13 protein-coding genes, 1 tRNA gene and 2 pseudogenes are annotated in these 13,225 nt (G+C 68.4%); 8 read left to right on the forward strand and 8 right to left on the reverse strand.

Annotated features, from left to right (window positions below):
* Window positions 1-631: 631 nt before the first annotated feature.
* Both NQ165_RS14285 and NQ165_RS14290 read right to left on the reverse strand, forming a co-directional pair.
* On the reverse strand, window positions 632-1,363 hold the full coding sequence (locus NQ165_RS14285) for an anaerobic ribonucleoside-triphosphate reductase activating protein (protein WP_257534030.1): 732 nt from the start codon (window positions 1,361-1,363) through the stop codon (window positions 632-634).
* Window positions 1,360-3,198 (reverse strand): ribonucleoside triphosphate reductase, encoded by a 1,839-nt coding sequence (locus tag NQ165_RS14290; RefSeq protein WP_257534032.1) that lies wholly within the window; start codon window positions 3,196-3,198, stop codon window positions 1,360-1,362. The genes NQ165_RS14285 and NQ165_RS14290 overlap by 4 nt, the downstream gene beginning before the upstream one ends.
* 222 nt (window positions 3,199-3,420) lie before the next feature.
* On the opposite strand from NQ165_RS14290, the gene NQ165_RS14295 reads away from it, so the two are divergent.
* Window positions 3,421-4,329 (forward strand): NUDIX domain-containing protein, encoded by a 909-nt coding sequence (locus tag NQ165_RS14295; RefSeq protein ID WP_257534034.1) that lies wholly within the window; start codon window positions 3,421-3,423, stop codon window positions 4,327-4,329.
* A 68-nt stretch (window positions 4,330-4,397) separates the two neighbouring features.
* On the opposite strand, the gene NQ165_RS14300 is transcribed toward NQ165_RS14295, so the two are convergent.
* Window positions 4,398-5,891, reverse strand: a complete 1,494-nt coding sequence (locus NQ165_RS14300; protein WP_374679400.1) for a DHA2 family efflux MFS transporter permease subunit — start codon at window positions 5,889-5,891, stop codon at window positions 4,398-4,400.
* 122 nt (window positions 5,892-6,013) lie between these two features.
* On the opposite strand from NQ165_RS14300, the gene NQ165_RS14305 reads away from it, so the two are divergent.
* Entirely contained in the window at window positions 6,014-6,679 is a 666-nt protein-coding gene (locus tag NQ165_RS14305; protein WP_257534036.1) for a TetR family transcriptional regulator, read from the forward strand.
* 19 nt (window positions 6,680-6,698) lie between these two features.
* Here NQ165_RS14305 and NQ165_RS14310 read toward each other — a convergent pair whose 3' ends face one another.
* From NQ165_RS14310 to NQ165_RS14320, 3 genes are all read right to left on the reverse strand, one after another.
* Window positions 6,699-7,076: an RNA-binding S4 domain-containing protein gene (locus NQ165_RS14310; RefSeq protein ID WP_257534037.1), complete on the reverse strand. Its 378-nt coding sequence runs from the start codon at window positions 7,074-7,076 to the stop codon at window positions 6,699-6,701.
* On the reverse strand, window positions 7,073-7,783 hold the full coding sequence (locus NQ165_RS14315) for a lysoplasmalogenase (RefSeq protein ID WP_257534038.1): 711 nt from the start codon (window positions 7,781-7,783) through the stop codon (window positions 7,073-7,075). Before NQ165_RS14315 ends, NQ165_RS14310 begins: the two co-directional genes overlap by 4 nt.
* A 70-nt stretch (window positions 7,784-7,853) precedes the next feature.
* Window positions 7,854-8,432: a GNAT family N-acetyltransferase gene (locus tag NQ165_RS14320; RefSeq protein WP_257534039.1), complete on the reverse strand. Its 579-nt coding sequence runs from the start codon at window positions 8,430-8,432 to the stop codon at window positions 7,854-7,856.
* 131 nt (window positions 8,433-8,563) lie between these two features.
* Here NQ165_RS14320 and NQ165_RS14325 point away from each other — a divergent pair.
* Window positions 8,564-8,637 (forward strand) — tRNA-Pro (locus tag NQ165_RS14325).
* Between the two features lie 264 nt (window positions 8,638-8,901).
* On the opposite strand, the gene NQ165_RS14330 is transcribed toward NQ165_RS14325, so the two are convergent.
* Window positions 8,902-9,204, reverse strand: coding sequence for a hypothetical protein (locus NQ165_RS14330; protein WP_257513935.1), 303 nt, complete (start codon window positions 9,202-9,204; stop codon window positions 8,902-8,904).
* A 667-nt stretch (window positions 9,205-9,871) separates the two neighbouring features.
* On the opposite strand from NQ165_RS14330, the gene NQ165_RS14335 reads away from it, so the two are divergent.
* A complete protein-coding gene (locus tag NQ165_RS14335; protein ID WP_257534041.1) occupies window positions 9,872-10,207 on the forward strand; it encodes a hypothetical protein in 336 nt (111 codons plus the stop codon).
* A 44-nt stretch (window positions 10,208-10,251) separates the two neighbouring features.
* On the opposite strand, the pseudogene NQ165_RS14745 reads toward NQ165_RS14335, so the two are convergent.
* Window positions 10,252-10,425 (reverse strand): annotated as a pseudogene (locus NQ165_RS14745) (DDE-type integrase/transposase/recombinase); the annotation flags it as partial.
* Between NQ165_RS14745 and NQ165_RS14345 the strand changes: the two are divergent.
* The 4 genes and pseudogenes from NQ165_RS14345 to NQ165_RS14360 form a co-directional block, all read left to right on the forward strand.
* Window positions 10,422-10,601: pseudogene (locus NQ165_RS14345) on the forward strand (IS3 family transposase); the annotation flags it as partial. The pseudogenes NQ165_RS14745 and NQ165_RS14345 sit on opposite strands and share 4 nt — an antisense overlap.
* Window positions 10,602-10,659: 58 nt before the next feature.
* Window positions 10,660-11,169 carry a DUF4265 domain-containing protein gene (locus NQ165_RS14350; protein ID WP_257513938.1) on the forward strand — a complete coding sequence of 170 codons (510 nt, stop codon included), beginning with the start codon at window positions 10,660-10,662 and terminating at the stop codon, window positions 11,167-11,169.
* Window positions 11,170-11,567: 398 nt separating this feature from the next.
* Window positions 11,568-11,924, forward strand: coding sequence for a hypothetical protein (locus NQ165_RS14355; protein WP_257513939.1), 357 nt, complete (start codon window positions 11,568-11,570; stop codon window positions 11,922-11,924).
* Window positions 11,925-12,326: 402 nt separating this feature from the next.
* Window positions 12,327-13,022 carry a hypothetical protein gene (locus NQ165_RS14360; protein ID WP_257534043.1) on the forward strand — a complete coding sequence of 232 codons (696 nt, stop codon included), beginning with the start codon at window positions 12,327-12,329 and terminating at the stop codon, window positions 13,020-13,022.
* The last annotated feature ends 203 nt before the right edge of the window (window positions 13,023-13,225 follow it).

Here is a 13,225-nt window from a genome sequence, read left to right on the forward strand (position 1 = left end):
GGATGCCGCGTACCGCGCGATGTCCCGCCCCGTTCGTGGTTTCGCGGGCCGGGTCCCGGCGGCGGTGGGATGCGGGTGCGCGCGCGGCCCCTCAGGGGACGGGCGAGCCCACACGCACGGCGCGCGTGAGCACTCCCGTGGGCCCCTGATTCGCTCGCGAGCCCACACGTAAGGCACGAGCCCACACTGCCCGTGCGCGCGGGACGTGTGGGCTCGTGCCTTCGGTGTGGGTTCGTGCGAGCCGGGCCCGGTGGTGCGCGAGCAAGGGGTCGGGCGCGGGCGCGTGGGTGGTCGCGGGCGCCGGGGCGGCGTACCCACACGGGTAGCGCGAGCCCACACGCGCCGCGCGCGTGGGCACGCCCGTGGGGACGGATGCGCGCGCGAACCCACACGCAACGCACGAAGCCACACTCCCCGTGCGCGCGGGAGGTGTGGGCTCGTGCGTTCGGTGTGGGCTCGTGCCCCCGGTGTGGGCTCGTGCCCCCGGTGTGGGCTCGTGCCCCCGGTGTGGGCTCGTGCCCCCGGTGTGGGCTCGTGCCGCCGGTGTGGGTTCGTGCCCCCGGTGTGGGCTCGTGCGTTTCGGCGGCACAGCGCGGACGCGAGGCCGGCGCCCTGCCAGGCACGAACCGGGTCAGCGCACGGTGACGCTCTCGAACCGGGCCGTGGGGATGCCGTCGAGGGCGACCGCGCGCGTCGAGCGCGCCCCGCGGGGGAGCGGCACCCGCGTGCCGGTCTCGCGGAAGCGCTGCACCGCCCAGGTGCGCACGCCGGCCTCCGCCAGGCGGCATCCGAGCGCCGTGAGGCCGGGCTCATCGATCGCGTCGGGGTGCACGGTGGTGCGCACCTCGTAGTCGAGGGGCCGGTCGCCGCCCTCGCGCCGGCGCTGCTCGGCCAGCACCAGCTCCAGCGACCGCCAGGCGCGCTCGCTTGCGCCGGGGCGACCGGTGACCGCCGTGTACGCGTCAGCGGTGGCGGCCTTGATATCGAGCCCCACCCAGTCCACGAGGGGCAGCACGCGCGCCAGCTGCCGCGGATACGCGCCGCCCGTGTGCAACCCCACCGCGAACCCCCGCGCGCGCACGTCGGCCATCGCGAGGGCCAGGGCGGCCTGCATCGTCGGCTCGCCGCCGGAGAACACCACCGCCTCGAGCAGTCCGCGCCGGGTGTCGAGGAAGACGGCGACCTCCTCCCATGTCAGCGTGGGGGTGGCGCGCGGGGCGATCAGCGCCGGGTTGTGGCAGTAGAAGCAGTCCCACGGGCATCCCTGCAGAAAGACCGTGGCCGCGAGGCGGCCCGGCCAGTCGACGCTCGACAGGCGCGTCAGCCCCGCGATGCGCAGGGTGTCGGCAGTGGGGGTGGTCACGCGGGCGCTCCGACGAGCTGCGGCGCGGCATCCGCCCGGTGCTGATCGAAGTACACGCGCTCGGCGGCCTCGCCCCGCTTGCCGATGTTGAACGACGACACGGGGCGGAAGTAGCCCATCACCCGGGTCCAGACCTCGCACTCCGCGCCGCACCGGGGGCACTGCGGCAGGTCGCCCGACAGGTAGCCGTGCGCCGGGCAGATCGAGAACGTCGGCGTGACGGTGAGGTAGGGCAGGCGGAAGCGCTCCAGCGACCGCCGCACCAGGGTCTTGCACGCCTGTGCGGATGCCAGCGCCTCGCCCATGTACAGATGCAGCACTGTGCCGCCGGTGTACTTGCCCTGCAGTTCCTCCTGCAGCGCCATCGCCTCGAACGCATCGTCGGTGAACCCCACCGGCAGCTGCGACGAGTTGGTGTAGTACGGGTTCTGCGGGGTGCCGGCATGACGGATGCCGGGGAAGCGGGCGATGTCCTCCTTGGCGAAACGGTACGTCGCCCCTTCGGCGGGTGTCGCCTCGAGGTTGTACATGTGCCCGGTCTGCTCCTGGAACTCGACCATGCGCTCTCGCACGTGATCGAGCAGGCGGGCGGCCATGGCCCGCCCGGCAGGCGTGGCGATGTCGTCGGCGTCGCCGGTGAGGTTGCGGACGAATTCGTTGAGGCCGTTGACCCCGATGGTCGAGAAGTGGTTCTGCAGCGAGCCGAGGTAGCGCTTCGTGTAGGGGAACAGGCCACCCTCGATGTGGCGGTCGATGACGACCCGTTTGGCTTCGAGGCTGTCGCGGGCGATGTCGAGCAGTTCATCCAGGCGCGCGATCGCCGCCGCCTCGTCGCCGGCGTGCACGTAACCCAGGCGCGCGCAGTTGATGGTGACGACGCCGATCGACCCGGTCTGCTCCGCCGACCCGAACAGGCCGTTGCCACGCTTCAGCAGCTCGGTGAGATCCAGCTGCAGCCGGCAGCACATCGACCGGATCATGTGGGGGTCGAGGTCGGAGCTGATGAAGTTCTGGAAGTAGGGGAGCCCGTACTTCGCCGTCATTGCGAACAGGGCGTCGGCGACCGGGTCGTCCCACGGGAAGTCGGGCGTGATGTTGTAGGTCGGGATCGGGAAGGTGAAGGCGCGGCCGTCGTCGTCGCCTTCGCTCATCACGTCGATGAACGCCTGGTTGATCATCGACATCTCCGGCGTCAGATCGCCGTAGGTGAAGTCGCACACCCGGCTTCCGATCAGCGGTCGCTGGGTGGCGAGGTCGTCGGGCACGGTCCAGTCGAACGTGAGGTTGGTGAACGGCGTCTGCGTGCCCCAGCGCGACGGGACGTTGAGGTTGTAGACGAACTCCTGCATCGCCTGGCGCACCTGGTCGTACGTCAGGGCGTCGAGGCGCAGGAAGGGGGCGAGATAGGTGTCGAACGAGCTGAACGCCTGCGCTCCGGCCCATTCGTTCTGCAACGTGCCGAGGAAGTTCACCATCTGACCGAGTGCGCTCGAGAGGTGCTTCGGCGGTCGCGACGCGATCTTGCCGGGAACGCCGTTGAAGCCCTGCTCGAGCAGCGTGCGCAGGGACCACCCCGCGCAGTACCCCGCGAACATGTCGAGGTCGTGGATATGCAGGTCGCCGTCGCGATGCGCGGCGCCGGCTTCGGGGGCATAGACCTCGTCGAGCCAGTAGTTGGCGATCATCTTGCCCGACGCGTTGAGCATGAGGCCGCCCAGCGAGTACCCCTGGTTCGCGTTGGCGTTGACCCGCCAGTCGGCGCGAGAGAGGTACTCGTTCACGGCGGCGGCCACGGGGATCGTGCGGGGTGCGGGGGGAAGGGAGGGCGGGGTCATGGCATCCTCTGCGAGCGGTTCAGCGCCTCTCAGGCGGAGGCGGACCACCACTATATGTATGTGGTCTGACCTGTGTCTCATCCCATATGTAGTGGCCACAGCGTCATTCGGGATCGACGGCCCGCGGATTGTGGGCTCGCACAGCATCGCGTGGCGCTCCCGATATTCCGCCGTTCTCGGGTGTATCGCGGGTGTCGTGGGTGGGTGTGACAGGGTGGAGAGGTGACCATCGTTCCTCCCGCCTCGGATGAGCCGCGCCGCCCCGACGGCCCGCGCGACCCCGGTGATGCGTGGGTGGTGGCCGACGACGGCACCCGGTACTGGGGTCGTTTCGGTGCGGCGGGGCTCCTGGCGCTGGATGCCGAGCGTGGCATCCTGCTGCAGCATCGGGTGTCGTGGAGTCACTTCGGTGGCACGTGGGGGCTCCCGGGCGGGGCGCGCCATGAGCACGAGAGCGCCGGCGACGCCGCCCTGCGCGAGGCGGCGGAAGAAGCCGGCGTGCCGGCGGGGGCCGTGCGTCCGCGCCTGCTGAGCATGCTCGACCTCGGCATCTGGAGCTACGGCACGGTGCTGGCCGACGTCGTCGAGCCGTTCGAGCCGGTCATCAGCGACGCGGAGAGCCGAGAGCTCGCGTGGGTGCCGGTGGCCGACGTCGCGGGCTACCCGCTGCATCCCGGGCTGGCGGATGCATGGCCGCGGCTGCGGGCCCTGCTCGACGTGCGCCCCGCCGTGGTGGTGGATGCCGCGAACGTCGTCGGGTCGGTGCCCGACGGCTGGTGGCGCGACCGGCCCGGCGCGGCGGCGCGGCTGATGGTGCGCGTGGCGACGTGGGCGCGCGCCGGGGTGGATGCCGCTGAGCTGGAGCTTCCGGCCGGGCAGTGGTTCCCCGAGGTGTCGGTGGTGCTCGAGGGCGCGGCTCGCGCCGCCGGCGATGCGGCCGGCGTGCACGTCGTGCGCGCTCCCGCCGCGGGCGACGACGCGATCGTCGACGAGGCATCCCGACTGGTGTCGCTCGGTCGCCGGGTCGTGGTCGTCACGGCCGACCGGGAACTGTCCCGGCGCGCGATCGACGCCGGCGCCGGGGTGCGCAGCGCCGGATGGCTGCTCGCGATGCTGCCCGCCCGCGCGTAGCCCCGAGGGCATCCGACGACGAGGGGCCGGCAGCACAGTGCTGCCGGCCCCTCTCGATGCCCGTGCGGTCAGTGGGCGACGAGCGCCTCGTCGTGCGGGGCGTCGTCGGGGGTCGCCGGCTTGCGTACGAAGAACGCGAGGATCACCGCGACCGACGCCACGATCGCCCCGGTGAGGAACGCCAGGTGCACGCCGGAGGCGACGGCCGAGACCGCGCTCGCACCCTCCGCCAGCGACGCGGCGGCCTGCACCGACATGAGCGTGACGAACACGGCGGTGCCGGCGGCGCCGGCGACCTGCTGGATCGTCCCGACGATCGCGCTGCCGTGCGGGTACAGCGACCGCGGAAGCGAGCCGAGCGCCGAGGTGAGCAGCGGCGTGAACACGAAGCCGAGCCCGAGGTTCAGCGTCATGTGCACCGCGATGATCCAGGGGATCGTGGCCGACTCGTCGAACGTCGTCATTCCCCACAGCGCCGCAGCGGCGACGATCATGCCGGGGATGACGAGCGGGGTGGGCCCGTACTTGTCGAAGAGCGAGCCCACGACCGGCGCGATGACGCCCATCAGCACGCCGCCGGGCAGCAGCATGAGCCCGATGGTCAGCGTCTCGAGGCCCAGCACGTCGGTGAGGTAGATGGGAAGCAGCACGAGCGAGCCGAAGAGCGCAGCCATCACGACGACGACAAGGGTCACCGCGAGGCTGAACGACTTGGACGTGAAGGTGCGCAGATCCAGCAGCGCGCTGTCGGTTTTCTGCAACTGCAGCTGGCGGGCGACGAACGCGACGAGCCCCAGGATGCCGAGGGCGAGCGGGATCCACACCGGCACCGGTGCGTTGCCCGACGCCGCTTCGCCGATGGAGCTGAGCCCGAAGATCAGGCCGCCGAAGCCCACGGCCGACAGCAGCACGCTGAGCACGTCGAACTTCGCGGGCCGGGTCTCGGTGACGTTGCGCACCCAGAGGGCGCCGAGCGTCAGCGCGATCAGGGCGATGGGCAGCACGATCCAGAATAGCCACCGCCAGCTGAGCGCCGAGAGGATGACGCCCGAGACGGTCGGTCCGATCGCCGGCGCGACGGCGATGACGATGGAGATGACGCCCATCATGCGTCCACGGTGGGTCGCCGGAACGATCGACAGCACGGTGGTGAACAGCAGCGGCATCATGATCGCGGTGCCCGAGGCCTGCACGATGCGGCCGGCCAGCAGCATCTCGAACCCGGGGGCGAGGGCAGCGATGAGGGTGCCGAGTGTGAACAGGCTCATGGCGGAGAGGTACACCCGTCGCAGCGGGAAGCGCGCCAGCAGGTAGCCGGTGAGCGGGATGACGATGGCCATCGTGAGCAGGAAGCCGGTGGTGAGCCACTGGGCGGTGCTCGCGGTGATGGCGAGGTCGGTCATGAGGCTCGGCAGCGCGACGCTCATGATCGTCTCGTTGAGGATGACGACGAACGCCGAGATCACGAGCAGGGCGATGACGACGCCGGGGCGCACGATGACGGGCGCGGTGCCGGTGGGCGTGGGGGTGTCCGTGGTGGGAGGGGTCTTCTCGAGGGTCACGAAAGTCTTTCTGCTGAGCACTCGCGCGCGTGCGGCGCCATGCGAGGGGAAGGTGTCGGATGCCGACGAAGCAACAATACTGGCAGTGCGTGCCATGTTGGCGCAATCTGTACACTGGCCGCATGGACACCGGCACCCCGCACCGCGCAGCGCTCGCCGACGAGCCCGTCGGGCTGCGCGAGCGCCGCCGTCGCGAGACGCAGCGTGATATCTCGGATGCCGCGCTCGAGCTGTTCGAGGCGAAGGGTGTCGCCGCGACCACGGTCGATGAGATCGCCCGGGCCGCCGGGATCTCGCCCCGAACGTTCTTCCGCTACTACGCGACGAAGGAGGAGGCCGTCTTCGCCCCCGAAGACGACACCGCCGCCGCCGTGCGCCGCGAGACGCTCGCCGCGATCCGCGCCGGTGCTCCTGTCGCGGCCGCGCTCGATACCGGCTGGCTGCGCCTGCTCGAAGCCTTCGATGCGCAGGCGCCGGAGGGTCGTGCACACTCCCTGCGGGTGCGTCGGCTGGTGCAGAGCGAGCCGGCCCTGCTGGCCGTGGCGCTGCGCAACGAGGCAGCGGGCGCCGACGCGCTCACCGATGCCGCCGTCGACGCGGCGAAGGCGGATGCCGACGTGCTCACCGCCCGCGCCCTCATCACCGCCGTGGGCTGCACCGTGCGACTGGCGTTCGACGAGTGGGTGCGGCGGGCCGAACTCGGGCAGGATGCCTCGGTCCGCGAGATCTACGTCGCGCTGCGGCGAGGTCTCGCCGCGTACGCCGGGCAGATCACCGACGACCTCTGAGCGCCGAGACTCTTCTCGTTCAGCGCCCGCGCAGTCGGTCGGTCTCGCGCCGCTCGCGCTTGGTCGGGCGGCCCGCGCCGCGATCGCGGACGGGCACGAACGCGGTCATCTCGCGCGGCGGCGGGGGAGGGGTGCGATCCTCCACGGCGGCCGCTGCCAGTGCCGCGCCCACGCGCTTGGTGATGGTCTGCCGCACCACCAGGATGCGGTCGAACCCCGCGATGCGCACCCGCAGCTCGTCGCCGGGCCGCACCGGCTGCGCGGCCTTCGCGCGCTCGCCGTTGACCCGCACGTGGCCGGCACGGCATGCCGTGGTCGCGGCGGAGCGGGTCTTGTACACGCGCACCGCCCAGAGCCACGCGTCGACGCGCGCCGGCTTCTGCGTGGCATCCGTCATCGATCGTCTTTCGCACGCAGGTGGCGCACGACCCCGTACGCGATGAATCCCTGCCCGATCGTGTACGTCACCATGACGGCCACGCCCATCCACCCCGGGGTGCCGGGCACGAACAGGCGGAACGCGAGGATGGTGTCGGATGCCAGGAAGAACAGCGCGCCCACCACGACGGCCGGGTTGCACCGCGTGGCGGCGACCGCGGTGCCACCCAGCACCAGCCCGTAGGCGGCGACGCCGAGCGCGAGCGCGCCGAGCAGGGGCCACAGCACGATAATCAGCACCACCCACCAGATCGCGAAGACCGCCGACCACCAGGGGAGGCGGCGGACCGCGAGATGCCGCCAGAACAGCGCGATGTAGCAGGCGTGCGCCAGCCCGAAGCTGAGCAGCATCATCGGCAGCTCGTCGTCGAAGAAGGGGAAGAAGAACGCTGCGCCGTCACCGAACCACGAGAACAGCAGCGCGGCGACCAGCAGCGCGTGAGGGGCGCTCCAGCGAGTGCTCCGCAGTGCCCAGACGGCGGCGAGGATGAGCACCGGCATGAGCGCGAGCTTGCTCGGGTAGGTCAGCGGCGAACCGGCGGCGAGCAGCCCGACGTGGACGAGGGCGACGAGCGCGTAGATCGCGAAGCCCCACCACCAGCGGGTGTCCTGGCTGCCGGTCGGCGCGGCGGTAGTGGTCGGCGAACGGTCGGGTGCAGTGCGCACGGCGCTCCTTCGGGCAGGGCGGACAGTCGTCTCATCGTACGGTCAGAGGCGGCGCTCGCCGCGGAGGCGGTCAGCCCGAGACGTGCAGCTCCACGATCACGATGTGCGGCTTCGGGCGGGCCACCTCCTGGAATCCGGCGTTCTCGAAGATCGAAAGGGTGCCGTGGTACAGGTCGTTCACCGGCGTCTTCTTCGCGGCGACGTCGATCGGGTAAGCCTCGACGATGCGGGCCCCGGCCGCGCGTGCGTAGTCCACCGCGGCATCCAGCAGCCTCGTGCTGACGCCCTGACCGCGGAACTCACGGCGCACGACGAAACAGCTGACCGCCCAGACATCCGGATCGTCGAAGGGGATCGGCGACGCGGCGTAGTTGCGCGTGCGTGCGAGGCGCGGCTGTTGGGTGCGCGGACCGACGCGCACCCAGCCGGCGGGGGAGCCGTCGACGTAGGCCACCAGGCCCGGCGGGCCGGTCTCGATCTCGGCGCGGAACATGTCGGTGCGCTCGGCGACGGTGGCCGCCTCGAAGTCACGCCCGGTCAGCAGCCACCACAGGCACTGGCATGCCGCCCCGTCGCCGCCGTCGGCGAACGCGTACTCGATGTCGTCGAACCGCTCCGGCGTCGCTGGTTCGACCGTGATCTGGGTCATGGCCAGACGGTAGCGTCGGGGTGCGACATCGGGCAACGGCATCCGCGACATGCGCGGCGTCACGCTGGTTCGCGCGGCGTGCGCGGAGCGGCTAGGATAGGGGAGTTGTCCGCGCGCGGGCAGCAGAAGACCGGGATGTGGCGCAGCTTGGTAGCGCACTTGACTGGGGGTCAAGGGGTCGCAGGTTCAAATCCTGTCATCCCGACAGAGAGGGCCGTTGGCACCGGTGGGGCCGTTGGCAGAACTGATGGCAAAACGGTCGATAAGGAAGAAGGGCACTGGCGTGAAGCCGGTGCCCTTCTTCTTTTTCTGTTGTTGTGGTGAGGGCTGGAGCGGTTGGATCGGCTACCCCGGCGGAACGGATCCCGGAAATGGCGAACGCGCCCGGTTTCGGGCGCGTTCGATTGTCCTGGGTGAGCGTGGGTGTGCCGGTTTCTTCACCGGCCGGTGATGCTGCTCCTGCGGCGAGTCAGGTCCTCATCGGGACAAGCGGGTCGTCGGAATCTGCTGCGGCTGCCGCCTGAGGTCCGCGAGGGGGAATGGTGGGATCGCCGTCGCCGGTGGTCTTGGTGTACCGGTTCGCCCACACGCGGTCGCGGCGGCGGAGCGGTCTGAACTTGGCAGGGTCGGGGAGTCGTCCCCGGATGTAGTCGTCGAGCCACGCGGCGATCTTTCGGAGGTTGTAGTTGGCGATCAGGAAGCTGATCAGCACCTGTGCGGCGGCTGGCCCGCGTACGCGGCGGCGACCGGCGTCTTCCAGGGCGGCTTCCATGGCCCAACGATGAACAGTATCTTCCTCAGATCGCGCCGCTTTATATGACGTTCGGGTCGGGCCTCACGCAATGGAACGTCGTCGCAACTGAAGCCATGGAAGACCTGCCCCTACTCCGGCGCATCGTAAATGCTCCCGTCTCGGGAGCCGCCTGGGCCTACGCGATGGCGAACGGCGGCGACTGTCGGCCAGCGTCGACAGGAATACTCGTATGCGGAAACGCCGTCAATCCAGGAGGCGCGGGCACGGGCGGTACGATCTTCGGCGACGTGTTCGTTACGCAGGATCCCACTCATCTCGTTCTATGTCGGGATTCCCTGATGGCTCACGAATCCAGGCATGCCGCACAATGGGCAGGGTGGGGAGGCCTGGGGTACGCAGCTGCATACGGCATAGCGTCGGCATACTCGACCTTGCTAACTGGCAACAGAGCGTGCGCCAATTACTTCGAATGGGATGCCAGCTTTAGGCGAGGGGGCTATGCCGCATGTTGACCGAGGGACTGCGCCTGATGGCACGGTGGGCGGGTGCCCTTGCCGTGCTCGCCCTTTGCGCGGGCACGATGGCGGGATGCATGTACTTCTTTCCGACCGAACCCGGTGACGATCGCTTGGAGCTCACGGTGCGCTCTGGCGAGGTTTGGTTTCACTGGTGTGGAAGCCGGTCGATGCAAGAGGGCTTGAGGCTCTCGTTCAGAGCTGAGCCACCTGGAGGTCACGTCACGGTCGCGTACGAGGGCTCCGGCAGTTTCGTCCTCGAACCCGGAGGTGAATTCGCTGTCGCTGCGCCGCCGCACGGCTTGCGAGCGACAACCGAGTCGATCTCGATACCGGCCACCGACGAGCTTGAGCGAGTCACCGTCTCGAGCGGGGGGTCGACTCCCACCGCGGACTCGATCCTCACGACGTTCAATATCGACCACATCGATGACCTTGAGGGTGTCTGGTTGCGCATCGACGGGAGCACCGCACAAGTGCCTTGCTCGGATGAGAGCGGCGACTAGGCTGCAGATCACATCTGCCGGGGTGGTGGCGAACTTGTGGGCGCGAAACTGCGTCCTCTGGCGGTGTGGACCATGCAGCCGGCGACGTTCCCGCGCCTGGCGGCGGCGCTGTTCACGGCGTCGACGGCCAGACGTGCGTTCATTCAGTCGCTGATCGAGTACCCGACGATCCGGTTCGAGGACACGTCCTTGATGGCGCAGAGGTAGAGCTTGCCTTCTTCAAACGAACGTGCTCAACCAGCAGAGGTGGGCGACCCTGCAGGAGCTGCGGCTCGCGATCGTCGTCTGGATCGAGCGGAAATACCACCGGCAACGAGCACAGGACACCCTCGGCGGCTTGACACCCATCGAGTTCGAAGCCAAGCTAACCGAGCCGCTCACACTCGCGGCCTAAACCGAACCTGTCACCAGTTCGTTCCTCACGCCACTCCACCTGGCGGTTACACTGGCGCGTGGCCGCCGACGCACTGGCCTGGGGCTTGGAGGGGGAGCGCCCGTTGACGCAGTTCACCTACAGGACGCACCTCGCACCCGTCTGGCGGGAGAAGGCGGACTTCATCCTCAATGCCAGCATCCCTGACGATGAGTCCAACCTGGAGCAGCTCTGGACCCGTAGGCTCGACTCGGAGCGGCTCGAGATCTGTTGCATTCCCTTCTACCGCTACGGCGTCGCCTTGGGTGACGTGGTTTCTTTCAGGGCCGACGACGAGCGCGGTCTTCTTCTTGACGAGAAGTTGGAGGAATCGGGGAGGTATGTGTTGCGCGCCTACCTGCGCGAGGATCGGGTCGCGGTTCAGCAAGACCTCTACGACCGTTTGTGTGAACTCGGGACGCTTCAGGAGTGGTCCGGATCAAGATTCGTGGCAATCGACTGCAGGGATGAGCCGCACGCGGCCAGGGTCTCGGGTTACCTCCAGCAATGCGTCGACCTGAACCTTCTCGAGTACGAAACCGGGCGCTGACCTCTCCTGCGGCCCGTGAGGTCTCGCCCGGCGTATCTTCGCTGCTGGCGACGATGCCGCGAAAACTGTATGAGCGGCTCATTCGGCCGGAGCGCCGCGATCACGCAAAAAGTTCCCCCCTCAGGGCTGGGCCGTCGGTCTGGTCGCCGCGCACGCGGACTTCGATGCGGCTGCTGACGCCATCGGCGGCGTCGTCTTCCTCGCCCGGCGAGATCTTCTCGCCACCGACTGGTAGCGCGGCTGAAGTTCGCGCTGTCAGACAACGGAAGAACACACAGTGTGAAAGAGCAGGAGACTTTGAACGGACTCAATAGGTGGCTCAGGAACAACCCGAATGCCACATATCATGACCGGCTGGTTGCGAGCAGCCTCAGGAACGAACTTCAGGACGTATTGCGATGAATGCCAGCACGGTCTCTCTCGCTGGGGCGCTCTTCTTCGAGTTTCCTTTCTTGCGGCCACTGCTTCAGGAAAGTCTCGAGGACAACGACGGAGAGGTGCTAGCTCATCTCCTGTTTCCGGACGTCGTCCGTTGGCTGCTGAGTCCGGCGGCCAACGAGGCACAGCGTGTCGCCGTCTGGCAGTGGCTCGAGAATATCTATCCGAGCACGGACACAGCGCAGCAGGAAGTGATCGTGTTCAGCGCCATCGAGATGATCCCGGATCCCGGCGTGCCCGGGTCGGAGATGAGGCGGATGTTGGGACCGAATCTGCGGAGGGAAGATCCATGGCTAAACCCGCCCCGGTATACGTGAGTGACGACTGGAGCTGAACCCGTGTCCACCGAACCGGGTTCAGCTCCGTTCTTCTCGTCGTGGTCGTTGCGCTTGAGACCTTCAGTGCAGGTGGATGATCGGTGCCGGACCGGCTTTTCCCGGACACCTGGGTTGAGGGAGAGCCGACCGCCGCTTGCATGTCTCAGCGTCACGAGGGCTGGCGGCGTCGCCTCCGGAGACGCGACGGATGGCCCCGCCCGCCCGTACAGGAAAAACGGGGAGTGGTTACAGGAAACGCGGGAACGGCATCCGGCCGCGATCCGCGCCAGGACAGGTTCTGCCAACAGCCCACAGAGAAAGCCCCGGTGGATCTGAGGATCCGCCGGGGCTCTGTTGGTTCCGGAACAGGCTGGGACTCCGAAAGGGCTCCGTGCGGGCGGCGTGGCGCAGCCTGACCCAGATCTGGCGGGTGTAGCGTGCCGCCATGAGCCATGGGGGCATTGCCGATTTGAAGCGCGAGTCGCGCAGGTAGAGGCCGTCGCGGCCGCGGTCGCGAAGTTCGAGAATCCCGAGCTGCAGATAGCCGCATTCCGCTTCTTGCTGGGTGACCGCCACACCGCTCCTAACCCCAATCCCGCGAAGAACGATCACGAAGAGCAGAGCGATCAGTCCGAGGAACAGACGCAGCAAGCTGCGGATGAAGTGGCCGGTAGCAATGGAAGTGGATCGGGATCTACTCGTAGGCGGAACCCCGGGAAGGCTGGCACGAGCAAGAACACGAGCAAGAAGCAGACGCTTACGTTCGCCAAGTCGCTGAACTTCTACTCCACCGGCGGAGAGCTGGGCCTCTCGCTCAAGGACTTCACAGACGCGCATCCCGCGTCGAACGCTGTTCACAAGGCCGTGTCGGTCGTGTACTGGTTGTCGAAAGAGCTGGACGTGTCCCCGATCTCGGTGGACCATGTCTATTCCGCCTTCAAGACGCTCTCGTGGCCGATTCCGAGCAGCCTCTTGAACACCCTCCAGAAGGGTGGAAGTGAGAACTTTCTTGACACGAAGAAGAGCACCGACATCAAGCTGACGACCCACGGGGAGAATCTCGTCGAGTTTCAGCTGGTGCCCAAGACTGAGTCGTGAACGATTCGCTGGTCGAGCTGCTGGCGAAGCTGCCAACTTCGACTCGCCAGAACACGGTCCTCGCGGCGATGCTCTTTGAATCGGCCTGGCTTTCGTTCCTATTGGGAGCTTTGTCCGGCAGGGGCCGGCTGGGCTGATTCGAGGTCAGCGTAGTACGCCTGCTCGACCTCGGCGGGGGTGCGCATGTCGAGCTCGCCGTGGAG

The sequence above is a fragment of the Microbacterium sp. zg.Y1084 genome, assembly GCF_024623595.1.
GTDB classification, from domain to species: Bacteria; Actinomycetota; Actinomycetes; order Actinomycetales; family Microbacteriaceae; genus Microbacterium; species Microbacterium wangruii.

Bases quoted from the DNA above. Each gene is read 5' to 3' on its own strand.
- NQ165_RS14290 (WP_257534032.1), bottom strand. From the start codon at position 3,198: ATGACCCCGCCCTCCCTTCCCCCCGCACCCCGCACGATCCCCGTGGCC.
- NQ165_RS14305 (WP_257534036.1), top strand. From the start codon at position 6,014: ATGGACACCGGCACCCCGCACCGCGCAGCGCTCGCCGACGAGCCCGTC.
- NQ165_RS14310 (WP_257534037.1), bottom strand. From the start codon at position 7,076: ATGACGGATGCCACGCAGAAGCCGGCGCGCGTCGACGCGTGGCTCTGG.
- NQ165_RS14320 (WP_257534039.1), bottom strand. From the start codon at position 8,432: ATGACCCAGATCACGGTCGAACCAGCGACGCCGGAGCGGTTCGACGAC.
- NQ165_RS14330 (WP_257513935.1), bottom strand. From the start codon at position 9,204: ATGGAAGCCGCCCTGGAAGACGCCGGTCGCCGCCGCGTACGCGGGCCA.
- NQ165_RS14335 (WP_257534041.1), top strand. From the start codon at position 9,872: ATGCAAGAGGGCTTGAGGCTCTCGTTCAGAGCTGAGCCACCTGGAGGT.
- NQ165_RS14355 (WP_257513939.1), top strand. From the start codon at position 11,568: ATGAATGCCAGCACGGTCTCTCTCGCTGGGGCGCTCTTCTTCGAGTTT.